General features: G+C 72.8%; 20 protein-coding genes. 11 read left to right on the forward strand and 9 right to left on the reverse strand.

What is annotated here, in order from left to right:
- The first annotated feature begins 62 nt into the window (after window positions 1-62).
- A complete protein-coding gene (locus IPZ69_RS04775) occupies window positions 63-1,355 on the forward strand; it encodes an ROK family transcriptional regulator (protein WP_235452452.1) in 1,293 nt (430 codons plus the stop codon).
- Between the two features lie 69 nt (window positions 1,356-1,424).
- The gene (locus tag IPZ69_RS04780; protein WP_235452454.1) at window positions 1,425-1,658 is read left to right on the forward strand and encodes a hypothetical protein; all 234 of its coding nucleotides are present in this window, start codon (window positions 1,425-1,427) and stop codon (window positions 1,656-1,658) included.
- Window positions 1,659-1,708: 50 nt separating this feature from the next.
- On the opposite strand, the gene IPZ69_RS04785 is transcribed toward IPZ69_RS04780, so the two are convergent.
- Both IPZ69_RS04785 and IPZ69_RS04790 read right to left on the reverse strand, forming a co-directional pair.
- Window positions 1,709-2,728 carry an SDR family oxidoreductase gene (locus IPZ69_RS04785; RefSeq protein ID WP_235452560.1) on the reverse strand — a complete coding sequence of 340 codons (1,020 nt, stop codon included), beginning with the start codon at window positions 2,726-2,728 and terminating at the stop codon, window positions 1,709-1,711.
- A gap of 34 nt (window positions 2,729-2,762) precedes the next feature.
- Window positions 2,763-3,599: a DUF2182 domain-containing protein gene (locus IPZ69_RS04790; RefSeq protein WP_235452457.1), complete on the reverse strand. Its 837-nt coding sequence runs from the start codon at window positions 3,597-3,599 to the stop codon at window positions 2,763-2,765.
- A gap of 224 nt (window positions 3,600-3,823) precedes the next feature.
- On the opposite strand from IPZ69_RS04790, the gene IPZ69_RS04795 reads away from it, so the two are divergent.
- Entirely contained in the window at window positions 3,824-4,681 is an 858-nt protein-coding gene (locus IPZ69_RS04795) for an alpha/beta fold hydrolase (protein ID WP_235452459.1), read from the forward strand.
- On the opposite strand, the gene IPZ69_RS04800 is transcribed toward IPZ69_RS04795, so the two are convergent.
- Window positions 4,678-5,643, reverse strand: coding sequence for an SDR family NAD(P)-dependent oxidoreductase (locus tag IPZ69_RS04800; protein ID WP_235452462.1), 966 nt, complete (start codon window positions 5,641-5,643; stop codon window positions 4,678-4,680). The genes IPZ69_RS04795 and IPZ69_RS04800 overlap by 4 nt on opposite strands.
- Window positions 5,644-5,929: 286 nt before the next feature.
- The gene (locus IPZ69_RS04805; protein WP_235452464.1) at window positions 5,930-6,967 is read right to left on the reverse strand and encodes a PHP domain-containing protein; all 1,038 of its coding nucleotides are present in this window, start codon (window positions 6,965-6,967) and stop codon (window positions 5,930-5,932) included.
- Window positions 6,968-7,055: 88 nt separating this feature from the next.
- Here IPZ69_RS04805 and IPZ69_RS04810 point away from each other — a divergent pair, with 88 nt between their 5' ends.
- Window positions 7,056-7,301, forward strand: a complete 246-nt coding sequence (locus IPZ69_RS04810; RefSeq protein ID WP_235452465.1) for a hypothetical protein — start codon at window positions 7,056-7,058, stop codon at window positions 7,299-7,301.
- 12 nt (window positions 7,302-7,313) lie between these two features.
- Here the strand turns inward: IPZ69_RS04810 and IPZ69_RS04815 are convergent, their stop codons facing one another.
- A complete protein-coding gene (locus IPZ69_RS04815) occupies window positions 7,314-8,543 on the reverse strand; it encodes a ricin-type beta-trefoil lectin domain protein (protein ID WP_235452466.1) in 1,230 nt (409 codons plus the stop codon).
- 139 nt (window positions 8,544-8,682) lie between these two features.
- Window positions 8,683-9,357, reverse strand: a complete 675-nt coding sequence (locus tag IPZ69_RS04820; RefSeq protein ID WP_235452467.1) for a VanZ family protein — start codon at window positions 9,355-9,357, stop codon at window positions 8,683-8,685.
- 212 nt (window positions 9,358-9,569) lie between these two features.
- Here IPZ69_RS04820 and IPZ69_RS04825 point away from each other — a divergent pair, with 212 nt between their 5' ends.
- The 6 genes from IPZ69_RS04825 to IPZ69_RS04850 are packed head-to-tail and all read left to right on the forward strand — an operon-like array spanning window position 9,570 to window position 13,393.
- On the forward strand, window positions 9,570-9,752 hold the full coding sequence (locus tag IPZ69_RS04825; RefSeq protein WP_235452468.1) for a hypothetical protein: 183 nt from the start codon (window positions 9,570-9,572) through the stop codon (window positions 9,750-9,752).
- On the forward strand, window positions 9,749-10,201 hold the full coding sequence (locus IPZ69_RS04830; RefSeq protein ID WP_235452470.1) for a monovalent cation/H+ antiporter complex subunit F: 453 nt from the start codon (window positions 9,749-9,751) through the stop codon (window positions 10,199-10,201). The genes IPZ69_RS04825 and IPZ69_RS04830 overlap by 4 nt, the downstream gene beginning before the upstream one ends.
- Window positions 10,194-10,454: a Na(+)/H(+) antiporter subunit B gene (locus tag IPZ69_RS04835; RefSeq protein WP_235452472.1), complete on the forward strand. Its 261-nt coding sequence runs from the start codon at window positions 10,194-10,196 to the stop codon at window positions 10,452-10,454. The genes IPZ69_RS04830 and IPZ69_RS04835 overlap by 8 nt, the downstream gene beginning before the upstream one ends.
- Complete coding sequence (locus IPZ69_RS04840; RefSeq protein ID WP_235452475.1) at window positions 10,451-11,254, forward strand: MnhB domain-containing protein; 804 nt, start codon at window positions 10,451-10,453, stop codon at window positions 11,252-11,254. The genes IPZ69_RS04835 and IPZ69_RS04840 overlap by 4 nt, the downstream gene beginning before the upstream one ends.
- A gap of 7 nt (window positions 11,255-11,261) precedes the next feature.
- Complete coding sequence (locus IPZ69_RS04845) at window positions 11,262-11,621, forward strand: NADH-quinone oxidoreductase subunit K (protein ID WP_235452476.1); 360 nt, start codon at window positions 11,262-11,264, stop codon at window positions 11,619-11,621.
- The gene (locus IPZ69_RS04850; RefSeq protein ID WP_235452479.1) at window positions 11,621-13,393 is read left to right on the forward strand and encodes a complex I subunit 5 family protein; all 1,773 of its coding nucleotides are present in this window, start codon (window positions 11,621-11,623) and stop codon (window positions 13,391-13,393) included. Before IPZ69_RS04845 ends, IPZ69_RS04850 begins: the two co-directional genes overlap by 1 nt.
- On the opposite strand, the gene IPZ69_RS04855 is transcribed toward IPZ69_RS04850, so the two are convergent.
- The 3 genes from IPZ69_RS04855 to IPZ69_RS04865 form a co-directional block, all read right to left on the reverse strand.
- On the reverse strand, window positions 13,394-14,056 hold the full coding sequence (locus IPZ69_RS04855) for a DUF4230 domain-containing protein (RefSeq protein ID WP_235452482.1): 663 nt from the start codon (window positions 14,054-14,056) through the stop codon (window positions 13,394-13,396).
- Window positions 14,057-14,137: 81 nt separating this feature from the next.
- Window positions 14,138-15,313, reverse strand: a complete 1,176-nt coding sequence (locus IPZ69_RS04860) for a GDSL-type esterase/lipase family protein (protein ID WP_235452484.1) — start codon at window positions 15,311-15,313, stop codon at window positions 14,138-14,140.
- Between the two features lie 91 nt (window positions 15,314-15,404).
- Window positions 15,405-15,974 (reverse strand): TetR/AcrR family transcriptional regulator, encoded by a 570-nt coding sequence (locus tag IPZ69_RS04865; protein ID WP_235452487.1) that lies wholly within the window; start codon window positions 15,972-15,974, stop codon window positions 15,405-15,407.
- Between the two features lie 120 nt (window positions 15,975-16,094).
- Here IPZ69_RS04865 and IPZ69_RS04870 point away from each other — a divergent pair, with 120 nt between their 5' ends.
- Window positions 16,095-17,057 (forward strand): ribose-phosphate diphosphokinase, encoded by a 963-nt coding sequence (locus tag IPZ69_RS04870; protein WP_235452489.1) that lies wholly within the window; start codon window positions 16,095-16,097, stop codon window positions 17,055-17,057.
- The last annotated feature ends 31 nt before the right edge of the window (window positions 17,058-17,088 follow it).

Below are 17,088 nucleotides of genomic sequence, written 5' to 3' on the forward strand. Positions count from 1 at the left end.
TGTCGCGCCAAGCCCGTCCGCGGAGGTATGTTGCAGGTCGGGCAGGGTTCGAAGGGAGCCACATGGCGGGGCGGAACGGGCGCACGGTACGCGACCTCAGGCGAGGAAACCGCACGGCCGTGCTGCAGAGGCTGTACTTCGACGGGCCGCTCAGCCGCTTCGAACTCGGCCCGGCGACCGGCCTGAGCTCCGGCTCGGTCAGCAACGTCGTCGCGGACCTGATCGCCGACGGACTGGTCGAGGAGGCCGGCAGCGTCGACTCCGACGGCGGCCGCCCGCGCACGCTGCTGCGGGTCGCCCCGCACAGCGGGCACATGATCGGCGTCGATGTCGGCGAGACCCGGGTCCGCGTCGAGCTGTTCGACCTCACCCTCACCGAGCTGGCCCGCGCCGAACACCCCCTGACCCAGCAGGGGTACGACGTCGAGGTCATCGTCGGCCACATCCGGGACGGTATCGCCGAGGTCCTCGCGGCCGCCGGGACCGACCCCGGGCGGCTGCTCGGCGTCGGGGTCGGCGTCCCCGGCATCGTCGAGCACGCCGAGGACCGGGGTGCCGTGGTGCACGGGCAGACGATCGGCTGGGACGCCGTGCCGCTGGAGGCCCTGCTCCGCTCCGGCTCCCAACTGCCCGACTCCGTCCCGTACTTCATCGACAACGGTGCCAAGACGCTGGGCCAGGCGGAGATGTGGTTCGGCGCGGGCCGCGGCGCCCGCAACGCGGTCGTGGTGCTCTTCGGCTCCGGCGTCGGCGCCTGTCTCGTCACCCCGGAGGTGGAGCACGGGCGCGCCGTCGAGTGGGGCCATCTGACGGTACGGGTCCGGGGGCGGCGCTGCCGCTGCGGCGCGCTCGGCTGTCTGGAGGCCTACGCGGGCGCGGAGTCCCTGCTCGCCCGCTGGGCCGAGGAGGGCGGGCGCCCGCCTCAGGGCACGGACGAGGAGACCGCGCTCACCGCGATGCTGGCCGCCGCCTACCCGGCCGGGGGCACCGCCGCCGACCCGGTCGCGCTGTCGGTCCTGGAGGAGACCGCCGAATACCTCGGCGCCGGCCTCTCCGACCTGATCAACCTCTTCCAGCCCGAGCGGATCCTGATCGGCGGCTGGGCCGGACTCCAGCTCGGCGCCCGCTTCCTGCCCGCCGTACGCCGCCACGCGACCTCGTACGCGCTGCGCCATCCCGCCGAGAAGGTCACCATCGACCTCGGCAGGCTCGGTCCCGACGCGGTCACCGTCGGCGCCGCGATCCTGCCCCTCGCGGACTTCTTCGCCCGCGGCGGCCGTCGCGCCGAGCCGACGGCCGAGGACCGGCTCCCGGCCTGGCGGACGGCGCTTGAGGAACGCGCGCCGTACCAGTAGGGAATGCCGTTTCGGTGTCCCCTTCCCGAGGTACTCGTCGCCCTCGAACCGACGCGAGGGGAGTACACCGTGGCCGATCAGCGCGGGCACGAGTCCGCCGAGGACGGTGGGCCCGTACCGCGGGACCTGCCGGACCAGCAGGCCGACGCCGGCGAGGACCCGTGGGAGGTCTCCCCGGACGCCGCGAGCGTCGGCGATGACGACGTCCCGGACACCGACGAGGCGGGGACGGGGCGGCGGGGCGCACCGCACTCGGGGGCGGTGCACCCGGAGCATCCGGTGCCGGACGAACCCTCCGCCTGACGCCCCGACCGCCCGACCGTCCGTGCCAGCCGGCCCGGCGACCCGTGTTCTCAGCCCACCCTGTGCCCGCGCAGGGTGACCGTCTCCGCTCCCGCCTCCTCGTGCGTTCCGCCCAGGAACTCCCGCAGCACGTCCGGCGCGAGGTGCTCCGGCCACCAGCCCAGTTCCGTGTGGGCGCGGGTGCAGTTCATCAGGGGCAGGCGCAGGACCGCGTCGAACAGGTGCGGTGAGGCGGGCAGCAGATGGAGTCCCCAGGCGGCCGCGATCGCCGAGCGCGCCGCCGTGCGCGGCAGCCGCACCGGGCGGCTGCCCAGCATCTCGCCCAGCAGCTCGGCGTCGACCGGCGGTTCGGCCGCCAGGTTGAAGGCCCCGCGCACCGGCGCGTGCAGGGCGAGGAAGTACGCCTTGGCCGCGTCGTCGGTGTGCAGCGCCTGGACCCGTAGACCGGGGATGTCCGGCAGGAAGGGCAGCAGCTCGGGGCGGGTCAGCGTGCCCGGCAGGAAGCGGCCGCCGAAGATACGGCGCTGTTCGCTCGCCGACTCCCGTTTGAAGAGGAAGGCCGGACGCATGCGCACCACCCGCATCGCGGGGTGATCGCGCTCGAAGCTGTCGAGGGCCCGCTCCAGATAGGCCTTCTCCCGGCAGTACGCGGCGTCCGGCCAGCCGTGCGTCGGCCACGACTCGTCCACCGCGTGATCCTTCGGCCCCGGCGAGTATGCGCCGACCGACGACGCGTGCACCAGGAGGGGCACGCGCGCCCGCGCCGCCGCCTCGAACACCCGGATGCTGCCGAGGACGTTGGTCCGCCAGGTCGCCGCCGGATCGTGCGTCGGCTGGAACGCCCAGGCCAGATGCACCACGGCGGCCGCGCCCGTGAACTCCCGGGCCGGGTCGACCCCTTCCGAGGCCAGGTTGACCGAGGCCCACTCGGTCTTCGGCGGCGCCTCCTCGGGAACCCGGCGGGCCAGCCCCAGCACCGACCCGGTCCGCGGATCCTCGGAGAGCAGCCGCAGCAGGCTCGTCCCCACATGGCCGGTGGCACCCGTGACGACGACCCGGGCGCCTCCCATCGCGCTGCTCACCTCGCGCTCCTCTCGGCGGTGGTCACATGCCGGTCATGGCCGGCATCGGGCTCTGCAGTCCCGGCAGCAGCACCGGGTGGAACGGCGCCAGCGCCGCGAGCACGAGGAACAGCACGCCCACGGCCCGGGCGAGCAGGGGACCCCACGGCGCCAGTTTCTCCAGGAAGATCACCACCGTCAGGCCGGCCATCGCGCCCAGGTTCATCACACCCAGCGGGATCAGGACCGCCATCAGACCGGCGCAGCAGCCCACGCAGTACGTCCCGTGGCGCACACCCACCCGCAGGTCGCGCACCGGCGGGCGCGAGCGTTCGCGGCGGATCAGGTGGCGCATCGGGGCACGGCAGTGCCGCAGGCAGAGGGTCTTGAGCGGGGCGAGCTGATAGAGGCCGGCGAGCAGATAGACGGCGGACGCGATCCAGCGGGCCGCGTCCGGACGGTAGTCCAGCAGGGAACCGGTGAGGGCCAGGCCGACGTAGGCGAGCAGCCCGAACACCGTCCAGGCCAGCAGATAGCCGCACACGAACACCAGGGTCCGCGCCGTTCGCGCCCAGTCGCCGCAGCAACGGCCGATCGCCCGCGCCCAGGTGAGGGCCACCGGCGTCGCCGACGGCAGCATCATGCCGGCCGTCATCGTCAGCCACAGCAGCAGAAACAGCGGCAGCGCCAGCCCCATGGTGCCCGGCCCGGTGCCCATGTCCTCGGCCTGTCCGACGGTCAGCACCCAGGCGATCACCGTGATCAGCGCGATCAGGGACCAGGCCGGCGCGAGCCCGCGCCGCGGGAGCAGACCCCCGGTCGGTCCGGGCGGCGCGGCCGACGACGGACGGATGAGGGATGCGAGCCAAGGATGGTGCATGGGCCCTCCAGGGGACAGTTCCAGCACACCACCGCCTCGCATGCGTCGCCACCGGGCCGTGACGATGGCACTCCGCCACCGGTGCCGTGCCTGGCAGGTACGTGCCATGACCCGGCAGGTAATCGACGCCCGCCGCCGCCCCCGGAAGCATGGAGGACGTCAGGACGCAGCAGCACGAAGGACGTACCACTCGGCGTTCCCCAGCGGATTCAGGAGGATCCCCCATGCCGTACTTCGACAGCCCGGCCGACGGCACGCGTCTGCACTACGTCGACTACGGCCCGGCCGACGGCCCCGTCGCCGTGTTCGTCAACAGCTCGTACCTCGGCACCGAGATGTGGGAGTACCAGATGCCGCCGCTGGCGGGGGAGGGCTACCGCTGCGTCGGACTCGACCGGCGCGGGCACGGCCGCTCCGACGACGTCTGGGGCGGCTACGACCTCGACACCCTCGCCGACGATCTGCACGGACTCCTCGACCACCTGGACCTGGGCGGCGTGACCCTGGTCGGGCACTCGGTGGGCTGCGCGGAGATCGTCCGGTGCCTGACCCGGCACGGCACGGCGCGCGTGGCCCGGGTCGCCCTTGTCGCCGGCGTCGCCCCCGGCCTCGCCCGCTGCGCCGACAACCCGGACGGCTGGGACCCGGCGGCCATGCGCGCCGCCAACGAGACCTGGCTGCGGGACCGGCCGGCGTCCTTCAACGACCCCGAGGCGATCCGGGAGTTCTTCGCGCTCCACCTGCCCGGCAACGAGGTGTCGCCCGCCTACGTCCACTACCTCAGCGGCCGCTGCCTGGTCGCCACCGCCCGCGCGACGAGCGCGCTCATGGACCTGGTCACCACCCTGGACGTCACCGCCGAGGTGCCCAAGCTCGATCTGCCGGTGCTGGTGCTGCACGGCACGCACGACACGTCGGCGCCGCTGGAGCTGACCGGCGCCCGCGTGGCCCGGCTCGCGCCCGACTGCACCCTGAAGGTGTACGAGAACGCGGGCCACGGCATGTTCGCCACCCACGGCGCCGAAATCACCGCCGACCTGCGGGACTTCCTGTCCGCCGGACAGTCGCCCGACCGGGGCTAGCCCCGGAACGCGTCCACGCCGGTCAGCTCCGCCGAGAGTTCCCAGAGCCGGGCCGCCTGCTCCGGGTCCGTCGCCCAGTCCTTCACGCCCGCCCGTGCCCCGTCCGCGGGGGCGGGCTCGGCGATGTCGCAGTCTTCCAGATACACCCCGCCCTTACCCTCCAGTTGGGGTGAGGTGGCCGCCCACACCTGGGTGGCCGCGCCCTGCTCCGGGGTCTTGAAGGCCTCGGGGTCCACGAGGTCGCCGTTCTCGTCGATCCAGCCGGCCTCGACCATCTCCGCGCGGGACAGGTGCCGCTGCAGCGGGGTGAGGATGCCGCCCGGGTGCAGGGAGAAGGCGCGGACACCGGCGTCCCGGCCCAGCTTGTCGAGGTGCACGGCGAACAGCACGTTCGCCGTCTTCGCCTGCCCGTACGCCGGCCACTTGTCGTAGCCCTCGCGCCACTGGACGTCGTCCCACCGGATGCCCGAGTAGTGGTGGCCGCGCGAGGAGACGGAGACGACCCGGGCGCCGCCGGGCGCGATAGCCGGCCACAGGCGGTTGACCAGGGCGTAGTGCCCGAGGTGGTTCGTGGCGAACTGCGCCTCCCAGCCGGGCCCGACCCTGGTCTCCGGGCAGGCCATGATCCCCGCGTTGTTGATCACGAAGTCGACGGTCCGGCCGGAGGCCAGGAAACGCTCGGCGAAGCCGCGCACGCTCTCCAGGTCGCCGAGGTCGAGCGCGTCCACCTCGACGCCGTCGAGGCCGGCCAGTGCCTCCCGGGCGGTCTCCGGGCGCCGCGCGGGGACGACCACCCGGGCGCCCGCGCGGACCAGCGCGCGGGTGGTCTCAAGACCGAGGCCCGAATAGCCACCGGTGACGATCGCGAGCCGCCCGGTCAGGTCGATGCCCCGCAGGACGTCGTCGGCGGTGCTCCGGGCGTCGAAGCCGGAACCGATCTTGTGCTGTGCCGTAGTGCTCATGGCCGAGACGCTACGAATTGGAGCGCGCTCGAAGTCAAGCGGAACACCGGGGTGACGCGGATCACCGCCGCGATGGACGCGCGACCGGAACAGCCGGAGGTGGTTGCCCGTTGAACGGATCGTGGGTGTGGACGGGACAGTGTCCCCGGGCCTCACCTTTCGCCCACAGGGACGATCGTTCGGCTGAAGCCCTGTGGAGCATTTCGCCGAGAGGCGACCGCCGTCCGCGCCCACCGCTCGGCAGCCCCGACCGTGATTCCCCCGTCGCGGTCGGGGCCTTCTGCTGTCACGCGCCCGCCACGCGCGACGGCGTACGGCCCTCCCGGGTCCAGGCCAGCAACTCCTCGACGGGCCACGTGGTCACCACGCGCTCGGCGGGCACCCCGCACTCCTCGGCGCGGGCGCAGCCGTGGATCTGCCAGTCCAGCTGTCCCGGCGCGTGCGCGTCGGTGTCGATCGAGAACAGCACGCCCGCGTCGACGGCCCGGCGCAGCAGCCGCCGGGGCGGGTCGAGCCGCTCCGGACGGCTGTTGATCTCCACGGCCGTGCCCGACTCGGCGCACGCCGCGAACACCGCGTCCGCGTCGAACTCCGACTCCGGCCGCCCGCGCCCGGTGACCAGCCGCCCGGTGCAGTGCCCGAGGATGTCGGCGTGCGGATCGCGTACGGCGGCCACCATCCTGCGGGTCATCGAGCGGGCGTCCATCCGCAGCTTGGAGTGCACGGACACCACGACCACGTCGAGCCGCTCCAGCAGCTCCGGCTCCTGGTCCAGCGAGCCGTCGTCCAGGATGTCGCACTCGATGCCGGTGAGCAGCCGGAACGGCGCCCAGGTGGTGTTCAGCTCCGCCACCACGTCCAGCTGCTCGCGCAGCCGCTCGGGAGACAGGCCGCGGGCCACCGTCAGGCGGGGCGAATGGTCGGTCAGCGCCGCCCACGCGTGGCCGAGGCGCGCCGCGCTGCGGCCCATCTCCTCGATCGGGCTGCCGCCGTCGGACCAGTCGGAGTGCAGATGGCAGTCCCCGCGCAGCAGCGCCCGCAGCCGCTCGCCGCCCTCGGCGAGCGGCGCCCCGGCCTCCTCCTCCAGGGTCCGCAGGTAGCCGGGTACCTCGCCGGCCAGGGCCTCGCGCACCACCTGGGCCGTCTTCGGGCCGATGCCCCGGAGCGACTGAAGGTTTCCGGCCGCCGCGCGCTCGGCGACCTGGTCCGCGGGCAGTGCCGCGAGCACCTGCGCGGCGGTGCGGAAGGCCCGTACGCGATAGGTCGGCGCCAGGGACCGCTCCAGCAGAAAGGCGATCCGGTCCAGTGCCTCGACGGGATCCATCGCCACCTCCACCTGCAGTGTTCCCCGGCGCCGACCGATCGGCGACGCACGTCACTCCATATGGCCATTTGCGTTCTACGCTCTATTCATGACCGAAATAGCGAGCCCCCACATCTCCAATCCGCGGATCCTGGTGCACGGGGTGATGACGGGCAGGCCCGGGACCGCGCCCTTCCGCATCGTCGAGATCGACGGTGAGGTGGTCGGTGAGGCGAGGGCCGTCACCGACGTCCTGGAGACCGCCGCCGCCTTCGGCATCACCGTCCACGACCTGGACGATCCGGACGTGGTCCGCTGGGTCGGCGGCGACAAGTTCACCTGGGTGCCCCGCTAGACAGGGTCGGGTTCAGCCGACCGTCCACTTCTGATTGGCGCCGCCCGTGCAGGTCCAGATCTGCAGCCGGGTGCCGTTGGCCGGATTGTTGCCGGTGACGTCCAGGCACTTGTCCGCCTGTGGGTTGACGATGTCGTGCGCCGCGGAGACGGCCCACTTCTGGTTGGGGCCGCCGGTGCAGTCCCACAGCTGGACCGTGGATCCGTTCGCCGTGCCGTTCCCGGTGACGTCCAGACACTTGCCGAGCGCCCGGATCGTGCCGTCCGAGCCGACCGTCCACTGCTGGGCGCCGGTGCCGTTGCAGTCGTAGAGCTGGACGGGGGTGCCGTTGGCGGAGTTCGCGCCGGCCACGTCCACGCACTTGCCGGCCAGCCCCTTGATGGCGACGCCGGCCGCCGAGTCGCCCGTCGTCACCGAGACCGAGTCCACCACCAGTTGCTGCGGGAAGACGGTGGAGCCGTCCGGGTCGCCCGGCCAGTAGCCGCCCACGGCCAGGTTCAGGATCAGGAAGAACGGCTTGTTGAACACCCAGGTCCGGCCGCCCAGGTCGGCGGGGGTGCGCCGCTGGTAGACGGTGCCGTCCACGGACCAGGTGATCGAGTCGGGCGCCCAGTCGACGGCGAAGGTGTGGAAGGCGTCGGCGAAGGCCTGACCGTTCGGCAGGCTGTAGGCGGCGCCTATGCCGCCCGAGCCCGAGTAGCCCGGCCCGTGGATGGTGCCGTGCACGGTCGAGGGCTCGAAGCCGACGTTCTCCATGACGTCGATCTCGCCCGAGTCCGGCCAGTTGACCGGCGTGCCGAGCATCCAGAACGCCGGCCACATGCCCTGCCCGCGCGGGATCTTCATCCGCGCCTCGACATGCCCGTACTGCGCGGTGAACTTCCCGGAGGTGTTCAGCCGGGCCGAGGTGTACTGGCAGGTGCCGTACCAGCACTGGTAGCCCGCCGGGTTCTCGCGCCGGGCGGTGATCACCAGGTGGCCCTGGCCGTCCAGGGCCGCGTTCTTGTTGCCCGACGTGTAGTACTGCCGCTCGTGGTTGTTGACGTTGTCGCCCGTCTCGATCTGCCACTTGGCGGCGTCGGGTGCCGAGCCGGCGGGCCCGTCGAAGCTGTCGGAGAAGGTCACGGCGGCGGCGACGGCGGGGGAGGCGTCCGCCTGCGCGGACCCGATCGCGGCGGACGCGACGAGGGCGGCGGACAGGGCGGCGAACAGACATCTGCGGAGCAGGCGTGGGGAGGCCACGGCTCTCCTTCCGTGGGGGGATGGTGTGTCGCCACTTGATTTAAGAAGTGAGATAAGAGGGGCGTCAAGAGGTTGGTACGGACCAGTGTTCGGCGCTGATATCCGGGCGGCGTCGGGGCGGGGTCCCGTCGGCGTCAGGTCACTTCTTCGGTGCGCGCGCGTGCACCGCCCGCCCGAGCCGCCGGCCCAGGAGCAGGTAACCGACCAGCGCCCCCGTGGTGTTGAGGATGACGTCGTCCACGTCGAAGGCGCGCCCGGTGACCAGCGCACCCTGCGCCAGCTCCACCAGCAGCATCACGGACGCGGTGAGCAGCAGCACCCGTACGATCCCCCGGGCCCGCGGCGCGAGCACCGGCACCAGCACCCCGAACGGCACCCCCAGCAGCAGGTTCCCGCCGATCTGCTTGACGGCGTCGCGCAGGGCGGGCTGGTTCAGATACGCCTCCACCGACCGCCCGGGATGCAGATTGCTGTGCGCGAGCGCCGCCGACGCCGGCGACGGCTGCAAGGTGAGCCGCGCCAGCACGACGGCGAACGCCACCATGAACGCGAAGGCGCAGAGCATCGCCAGCAGGCGGAGGGGGAGGGCGAGCGTGTGGTGTTCGGCGCGTGCCGCGGGTGCGCGCCGATTCTTCGCGGCGCGCCCGCTCTTGCCGGCACGCCCGGGCTTGGTGGCGCGCCCGGTCTTGCCGGCGCGTTCGGACTTGGTGGTGCGCCCGGCCTTGCCGGTGCGATCGGCGGCCTTGTCGGCACGCCCGCTCTTACCGGCGCGTTCGCCCCAGATGGTGCGCAGGCGCATAGCCGTACGGGCCATGTGGTCCTCCAGTCTTCAACTTCCCTGCGTGACAAGCCGGTTACCCCGGATGGGGCGGGGAACACCGCCCTCCGCGCCGCGTCCGAGGCGCGCCGCCGGTTTCCGTTCGCGCTCCCGGGGCACCCCGCGCTGAGGCCCGCGCGCCGCCGCTCCCCGAGGCCCGGGCGGTGCTTGGATGCCAGAAACGGTGATCACGGCCGAGGAGGTGGCGCATGGACCGGCGTACGGCGCTCGTCGCCACGGGCGAACTCCTGGCCTGGTGGACCGGCCTCGCCCTGCTGTGGCTGGTGCTCATCAGCACGGTCGACCCCCTGGAGTGCGCGGTCGGCGCGGGCGTCGCCGCCGTGGGCGCCCTCGCGGCCCGGGCCGCGCGCCGGGCGGTGACCTGGCGGTGAACGACTGGAACCTCGCGGCGACGCTGCTGCTGGCCGTGGGCGCCGGGGCCGCCGTGTGGGGCGTGTCCACGGGCCCGCTGCGGCGCCGCGTGGTGGCCCAGAACCTGTCCACCTCCGCCGTCTGCCCGAGCCTTCTGCTCCTCGCCCAGGGGTACGACCGCCCGTCCTACGTCGACCTGGCTCTGCTCCTCGCGCTCCTCGGCCCGGTCGGCACGCTCGTCTTCGCCCGGCTGCTCAGCGACGAACTGACGGACGATCCGCCCCGCGCCCGGGGACTGACCTGGGCGGCCGCGGGACTCGGCGCGGTGACCGTGGTGGTGCTGTGCGCGGCCGTCGGACCGAGCCGCGCGATGGTCAAGCTGCTGGTCATCGGCGCGCTGCTGATCGGCGGCAACGTGGTCGCCTCACGGGCGCTGTCCGGCGGGTTCCGGGGGGTGCGCGGTGGCTGACGCGGTGATCGTCGTCTCCCTGCTGCTGGTGGCCGTCACCGCGACCGCGGCCGTGGCCAACCGCGACCCCGCCCGCCAGGCCCTGGTCCTCTCCGTCCTCGGCCTGGTGCTCGCCGTCCTGTTCACCGTCCTCCAGGCCCCCGACGTCGGCCTCTCGCAGCTGGCCGTCGGCTCGGCCCTCACCCCGCTGCTGATCATGCTGTCGGTGCGCAGGGTGAAACGGCGCGGGCAGCCGAAGGACGGCGGGCGGTGAGCCGGCGCACCCGGCTGTGGCTCGTGGCCGTCTCCGGCACGGGCCTGGCCGCCCTCCTGGTCGCGGCCTGCCTGGAACTCCCGCCCTTCGGCGGCTCCTCGCACCCGTACGGCGAGCGCGCCGTCCGCGCCGCGCTGGCCCGGCACACCGCCAACACCATCGCCTCCGTCAACTTCGACCAGCGGGCCTACGACACGCTCGGCGAGATGTCCATCCTGTTCGCCGCCGTACTCGGCTGCGTGGTGCTGCTGCGGCAGGCCCGCGACGAGCACCGGGCCCGGCCCGAACCCGCCGAGGTGGACCTGCCGGTCCGCCGCTACGCCCTGATCGTGCTGCCGGTCGCCGTGGTCGGCGGCCTCTACGTCATCGCCCACGGTCAGCTCAGCCCCGGCGGCGGCTTCCAGGGCGGCGTCGTCGCGGCGACCGCCCTGCACCTGCTCTACCTCGGCGCCGACTACCGCGCACTGGAACGCGTCCGCCCGGTCGGCCTGTTCGAGGTCGCCGACTCCCTCGCCGTCTCCGCCTACCTGGTCCTGGGCCTCGCGGGCGTCCTCGCCGGCACCGCGTTCCTCGCCAACACACTGCTGCCGTACGGCACGTTCAACACGCTGTCCTCCGGCGGCAACGTCCCCCTGCTGAACGCGGCCATCGGCATGGAGGTCGCCTGCGCGGTCGTCGTGCTGCTCGCCCGCTTCCTGGACCAGGCCGTCGAGATCGAGCAGGGCAACGGCAAGGACGACAAGGACGACAAGGACGACAAGGAAAGCGAGAAGGAGAACGGGAAGGAGAACGGGGCGTGAGGACACCATGACCGCCGTGCCGCACGTGCTGCCGTACCTGGTCGCCGTCTGGGTCTTCCTGGTCGGCTGCTACGGCCTCGCCACCAGCCGCAACCTGATCCACGCCGTCGGCTGCCTGGCCGTGTGCCAGTCCGCCACCTACGTCCTGCTGCTCGCCGTCGGCTACCGCGACGGCGCCACGGCGCCCGTCTTCTCGGACATCGAGCCGGGTTCACGCCCCCTCGTCGACCCCGTCGTGCAGGCACTCGCCCTCACCGACGTCGTGGTCGGAGCCACCGTCACCGCGCTGCTGCTCGCGCTCGTCCTACAGGTCTCCAAGCGGCACGGCACGGTCGACCCCGACGAACTCTCGGAGCTGCGCGGCTGATGCACCACCTCCTGCCGCTGCTCGTCGCCCTCCCGCTGCTCGGCGCCGCCCTGCTCGTCGCCGGCGGCCGCCGACTGCCCCGCCGCGCCGCCGAGACGATCGGCTGCACGGTCTCGGGCGCCACCGCCGCCCTCGCGATCACGCTGCTGCTCAATTCCTCCCCGCCGCTGGTCGAGTGGGCCGGCGGCTGGGTGCCCGTGAACGGCGAGAGCGTCGGGATCATGCTGATCGGGGACGGCCCCGCGCTCGGCATGGCCGCACTCGCCTCCCTGCTGACCTCGGCGGCACTGGCGTACTCCTGGCGCTACTTCGACGAACCGCCGCGTCGGCACGCGGGCTCCTTTCCCGCCCTGATGCTGGTCTTCCAGGCGGGCATGTGCGGATTCGCCATCGCCGGCGACCTGTTCAACGCGTTCGTCTTCTTCGAGCTGATGAGTGTCGTCGCCTACGCGCTGACCGGCTACCGGATCGACGAGGCGAAGGCCGTGCAGGGCGCGCTGACCTTCGCGATCGTCACCTCGCTGGGCGCCTACGCCCTGCTGATGGGCATCGCCCTGCTGTACGCCCGCACCGGCGAACTCGCGATGGCGCAGATCGGGCGAGGTCTCGACCGTACGGCCGTGCACGGCGGACCCGACGCGCTCGTCCTCGCGAGCTTCGTCCTCGTCCTGACCGGGCTGCTGGTCAAGGCAGCCGCCGTACCGTTCCACTTCTGGCTGCCGGACGCGCACGCCGTCGCGCCCACGCCGGTGTGCATGGTGCTGTCCGGCGTCATGGTCGAACTCGGCACGTACGGCGTCTGGCGGGTGTACGGCACCGTCTTCGCCGGACCCGGCGGCATCCCGCCCGCCGACCTGCGGCGGGTCCTCGTCGTGCTCGGGGTGCTGACCGCGGTCGTCGGCGCGGTGATGTGCTGGTACCAGCGGCACATCAAGCGGCTGCTCGCCTACTCGACGGTCGCCCACACCGGCCTTTTCCTCATCGGCATCGGCGTCCTCACCCCCGAGGCCGACGACGGGATCGCCCTCTATCTCATCGCCCACGCCGGAGTGAAGGCCGCGCTGTTCGCCTGCGCGGGCATCCTCCTCGACCGGTACGGGAGCGTCGACGAACTCGCGCTGTTCGGGAAGGCGCGGCAACTGCGCACCGTCGCCGCGCTGTGGGGCGTCGGCGCCCTGGGCCTGGCCGGGCTGCCTCCGTTCGGGACGGCGCTGGGCAAGGCCGTCACCGAGGAGGCGGTGGGCGGCGCCCTCGCCCTCGTCTACGTCGCCGCGTCCGCCGTCACCGGGGGAGCGGTGCTGCGGGTCGGCGCGCGGGTGTTCCTTGGGCTCGGGCCCCGGCCGAAGTCCGACGGGGAGTACGAGACCACCGGCGCCGGCGAGCGGCCGGAGACCCGGCGACGACTGTCCCGGGTGCCCGACACCATGACCGCCGTGCCGGCGCTGCTGCTCGCGGGAGCGCTGGCCGTCGGCACGGTCCCCGGCTTCGGCGGCCTCGTCGCGGACGCGGTCAACGAGGCCGGTTCCGGGGGAGTTGTCGTCACCTCCGTCCACTGGACCGTGCCCGGCGTCCTGCTCGGCCTCGCCTCGGCCCTCCTCGCGGTGGGGCTCACGGCCGTGGCGGTCACCCGCCCGGCGCTGCTCGCCGCCCCCGACCGGGCGCTGCCGCTGCGGCGCCTGCAGTCGGGACACATCGGCGACTACGTGGCATGGCTGCTGGTCGGCACGACACTGCTCGGGGTCCTGGCCCTGCCCGGGGTGCTGGGAGCCTGATCAGGCCCCGTACGTCACCTGCACCTCCGTGAAGCCGAGGGAGCGCAGCAGGCCCTCCAGCATGTTCGTGGTGTTCGTCTCGGCCCGCGCGGTCAGTCCGCTGTCCTTGGCCGCCTCGCCGATGTGGCGTACCGCAAGCTGTTGGACGGCGTGTTCGCTGTTGGGGTTGTCCGAGAAGAGGTCACCGAGCCGGTCGATCAGGCCGCGCTGCTTGGAGACGGTGTAGGAGTGGTCGGCGTCCAGCGCGGGCCTGCCGAGCCGGGCGTGCGGCAGCCGGAGCGCGGCCGACGTGCGGTCGCCGCCCACCGTCACGTCCCGCTCGCCGAGCCGGCCGAGGTCGACGTAGGCGTCCACGGAGCCCGCCCCGACGTACAGGGTGCGCGTGCCGCGGATCGCGTCGGGCAGGTACTTGGCGTCCTTCTCCAGGTCCACGACGACCTGGAAGGCGCCGGTGGCGGCGTCGTAACGGCTGATGTCCTTGATCGACTTGAGGAGTGCGGGTCCCGACCGGTCGTGCGTCTCGGTGCCGAACAGGTCCTTCAGACCCGGGAGTACGGCCAGCCGGATCCCGGCGAAGAACACCGCGAGCACTAGGACGACAGCGGTCACCAGCTTCGCCCACAGGGGCATCCGGGCGGGCAGCGCCTTGATGGAAGTCGACATGTCGATGGCCCTCCTTCCTCCTGTCCGGATGCCCGCCAAACTCCCCGTCAGGCCAATGAGTTGCCCGATCGGGGCGGCGATTTAGGCGAACGGCCCGTTCTCGGCGAAGGCGTGCGCGGCGAAGCGTTCGCCGATGCGGTGGTGGGTGACGGCGTCCGGGTGGAGCCGGTCGGGCAGCGGGAGTTCGGCGGCGTCGGCCGGGCCGTAGAGGTCGCGGCCGTCCAGGTGGTGCAGGTGCGGGTCCTCGGCCGCGCGCTGCGCCACGATCCGGGCCAGTTCGTCCCGGATCACACCCAGGGTGAGCTTTCCGCTCGCGCGCTCCGCCGGATCGCCCGCGGCCACGAACCGCAGCCGTCCGTCGGCGAGCGCGGAGAGGTCCGGGGCGCTGGGCCCGGGGGTGTCCTCGTGGATCGGGCACAGGATGGGGGAGACGACCAGCAGCGGCGCGCTCGGATGGCCCTCGCGGAGGGTGTCGAGGAAACCGTGGACGGCGGGTGTGAAGGCGCGCAGGCGCATGAGGTCGGTGTTGACCAGGTTGATGCCGAGCTTGACGCTGATCAGGTCCGCGGGAGTGTCCCGCATCGCGCGGGCGGTGAACGGGTCGAGCAGGGCGCTGCCGCCCAGACCCAGGTTGACCAGGTCCACCCCGCCGAGCGAGGCGGCGAGCGCGGGCCAGGTGCCGGTGGGGCTCGCGGCGTCGGAGCCGTGACTGATCGAACTGCCGTGGTGCAGCCACACCTTGCGGCCCCGGTCCGGTACGGGCTCGACGGGGGCGTCGGTGCGCAGCGCGACGAGTTCGGTGGTCTCGTCGTGCGGCAGCCAGATCTCCACGTCCTTGACCCGGTCGGGCAGGCCGGTGAAGCGGAGGGTGCCGGCCGGGCCGGGCCGGTGCTCGGCGGTCCCGGTGGTCATGTCGATGGTCAGCGTGTCGCCGCCGCTCACCCCGGCCCGCCCGGCCGCGCGGCCGTCGACGAGCAGGTCGTACACGCCGTCCGGGCGCGGCGGGGCACCCACGTAGACCCGTTTGGTGGGCACGGTGTCCAGTTCCACGGCGGTCGCCCCGGTACGGAAGACCAGCCGGACGCCGGACGGCTGGGCCTCCGCGAGGGCGAGCTGCGGATCGGCGCACTGGGCGCGGGCCCGGGCGGGCAGCCGGTGCGGCAGGACGCCCCGCGCGGTGCGCTCCAGGTCGAGGGCGCCGCGCAGGAGGTCCGCGGTGATGGGCGTGGTGATCCAGTCGTGCCGGGTGGTGTGCATGACCTCATGCCTGTGGGTCGGGGTGTGCGCGGGCCTGTGACGTGGAGTGTGCGCAGGCCTGTGAGGTGGGGTGTGCCGGACGGTTGCGGGGTCAGGGCGCGGGCCAGTTGCGCAGCAGCGCGTCGAGGGCGTCCACGATCCGGGTCCAGGTCTCCTCGGTGTCGGGGGCGCTGTGGCTGAACCCGCCCCCCAGCTCCAGGCTCACGTAGCCGTGGAAGACGCTGCCCAGCAGCCGGACCGCATGGGTCTGGTCCGGTTCCGTCAGGTCGTAGCCCCGCAGGATCGCCCGGGTCATCTGCGCGTGCCGGACACCGGCGCTCGCGGCGGCCGTCTGCGGGTCGAGCCGCAGCTGGGCCGCCGCATAGCGGCCGGGATGCTCCCGGGCGTAGTCGCGGTAAACGTTCGCGAAGGCGGCCAGGGCGTCCTTGCCGGCCCGGCCCGCGAGGGCGTGGGCGGCCCGGTCGGCCAGTTCCTCCAGGGCGAGCAGGGCGATCCCGGTCTTGAGGTCCTGGGAGTTCTTCAGGTGCGAGTACAGGCTCGCGACCTTGACGTCGAACCGCCGGGCCAGCGCCGAGACGGTCACCTGCTCGAAGCCGACCTCGTCGGCCAGCTCGGCCCCCGCCCGGACCAGGCGTTCGGTGGTCAGTCCCGCGCGTGCCATAACCATCCCTTCTTTCGACATAAACGATTATGCAACTACCTAAAGCTTTTAGGCAAGCCCTCCGAAGCTGGCCTGCGTAGCATGAGCCGCGGACTTTGATGATCATGCGAGGAGCGGATCGTGCGAGACATCGCCGTCTTCAGTGGCAGTGCCCATCCCGAGCTGGCCCAGGAGGTCTGCGCGCACCTCGGCGTACCCCTCAGCCCCACCCGGGTCAGCCGGTTCGCCAACGACTGTCTGGAGGTGCAGCTTCAGGCCAATTGCCGCGAGCGCGACGTCTTCCTGGTCCAGCCGCTGGTCAGACCGGTGCAGGAGCACCTGGTGGAGCTGCTGATGATGTGCGACGCGGCGCGCGGCGCCTCCGCTGGCCGTATCACGGTCGTCATGCCGCACTACTCCTACGCCCGCTCCGACAAGAAGGACGCGCCGCGCATCTCGCTGGGCGGCCGGCTCGTCGCGGACCTGCTGGTGGCGGCCGGCGCGAGCCGGGTCCTCGCCATGACCCTGCACGCCCCGCAGGTGCACGGCTTCTTCTCGGTGCCGGTGGACCATCTGCACGCGCTGCGCGAACTCGCCGCGCACTTCCAGAGGTACGACCTCTCACGCACCACCGTCGTCTCCCCTGACCTCGGCAACGCCAAGGAGGCAGCCGCCTTCGCCCGGCTCATCGGCGCGCAGGTCGCCGCCGGCGCCAAGCAGCGGTTCGCGGACGACCGGGTGAGCATCAACTCGGTGATCGGCGAGGTGACCGGGCGGGACGTGATCGTGCTGGACGACGAGATCGCCAAGGGCAGCACGGTGCTGGAACTCCTGGAGCGCCTGCGCGAGTTGGGGCCGCGCTCGATCCGGGTGGCCTGTACGCACGGGCTCTTCTCGGCGGGTGCGCTCAAGCGGCTGAGCGAGCAGCCCGACGTGCTGGAGATCGTCTGCACCAACACCGTGCCGGTGCCCGTGGAGGACCACAGGGAGTACAAGGCCAAACTGCGCATCCTGTCCATCGCCCCGGCGCTCGCCGAGGCCGTCCGCCGGATTCACAACGGTGAGTCCGTCAGCGCCCTGTTCGACGCGCCCCGCAGCGAATAGACATGAAGAACGGGCAACAGTGGAGCCGCGC

The sequence above is a fragment of the Streptomyces olivochromogenes genome (assembly GCF_021538895.1).
Lineage (GTDB): Bacteria > Actinomycetota > Actinomycetes > Streptomycetales > Streptomycetaceae > Streptomyces > Streptomyces olivochromogenes_A.

What these genes read in the sequence shown, in the direction of transcription:
- IPZ69_RS04775 (WP_235452452.1), top strand. Translation starts at nt 63, where the DNA reads ATGGCGGGGCGGAACGGGCGCACGGTACGCGACCTCAGGCGAGGAAAC.
- IPZ69_RS04785 (WP_235452560.1), bottom strand. Translation starts at nt 2,728, where the DNA reads ATGGGAGGCGCCCGGGTCGTCGTCACGGGTGCCACCGGCCATGTGGGG.
- IPZ69_RS04790 (WP_235452457.1), bottom strand. Translation starts at nt 3,599, where the DNA reads ATGCACCATCCTTGGCTCGCATCCCTCATCCGTCCGTCGTCGGCCGCG.
- IPZ69_RS04795 (WP_235452459.1), top strand. Translation starts at nt 3,824, where the DNA reads ATGCCGTACTTCGACAGCCCGGCCGACGGCACGCGTCTGCACTACGTC.
- IPZ69_RS04800 (WP_235452462.1), bottom strand. Translation starts at nt 5,643, where the DNA reads ATGAGCACTACGGCACAGCACAAGATCGGTTCCGGCTTCGACGCCCGG.
- IPZ69_RS04805 (WP_235452464.1), bottom strand. Translation starts at nt 6,967, where the DNA reads ATGGATCCCGTCGAGGCACTGGACCGGATCGCCTTTCTGCTGGAGCGG.
- IPZ69_RS04810 (WP_235452465.1), top strand. Translation starts at nt 7,056, where the DNA reads ATGACCGAAATAGCGAGCCCCCACATCTCCAATCCGCGGATCCTGGTG.
- IPZ69_RS04820 (WP_235452467.1), bottom strand. Translation starts at nt 9,357, where the DNA reads ATGGCCCGTACGGCTATGCGCCTGCGCACCATCTGGGGCGAACGCGCC.
- IPZ69_RS04825 (WP_235452468.1), top strand. Translation starts at nt 9,570, where the DNA reads ATGGACCGGCGTACGGCGCTCGTCGCCACGGGCGAACTCCTGGCCTGG.
- IPZ69_RS04845 (WP_235452476.1), top strand. Translation starts at nt 11,262, where the DNA reads ATGACCGCCGTGCCGCACGTGCTGCCGTACCTGGTCGCCGTCTGGGTC.
- IPZ69_RS04850 (WP_235452479.1), top strand. Translation starts at nt 11,621, where the DNA reads ATGCACCACCTCCTGCCGCTGCTCGTCGCCCTCCCGCTGCTCGGCGCC.
- IPZ69_RS04855 (WP_235452482.1), bottom strand. Translation starts at nt 14,056, where the DNA reads ATGTCGACTTCCATCAAGGCGCTGCCCGCCCGGATGCCCCTGTGGGCG.
- IPZ69_RS04860 (WP_235452484.1), bottom strand. Translation starts at nt 15,313, where the DNA reads ATGCACACCACCCGGCACGACTGGATCACCACGCCCATCACCGCGGAC.
- IPZ69_RS04865 (WP_235452487.1), bottom strand. Translation starts at nt 15,974, where the DNA reads ATGGCACGCGCGGGACTGACCACCGAACGCCTGGTCCGGGCGGGGGCC.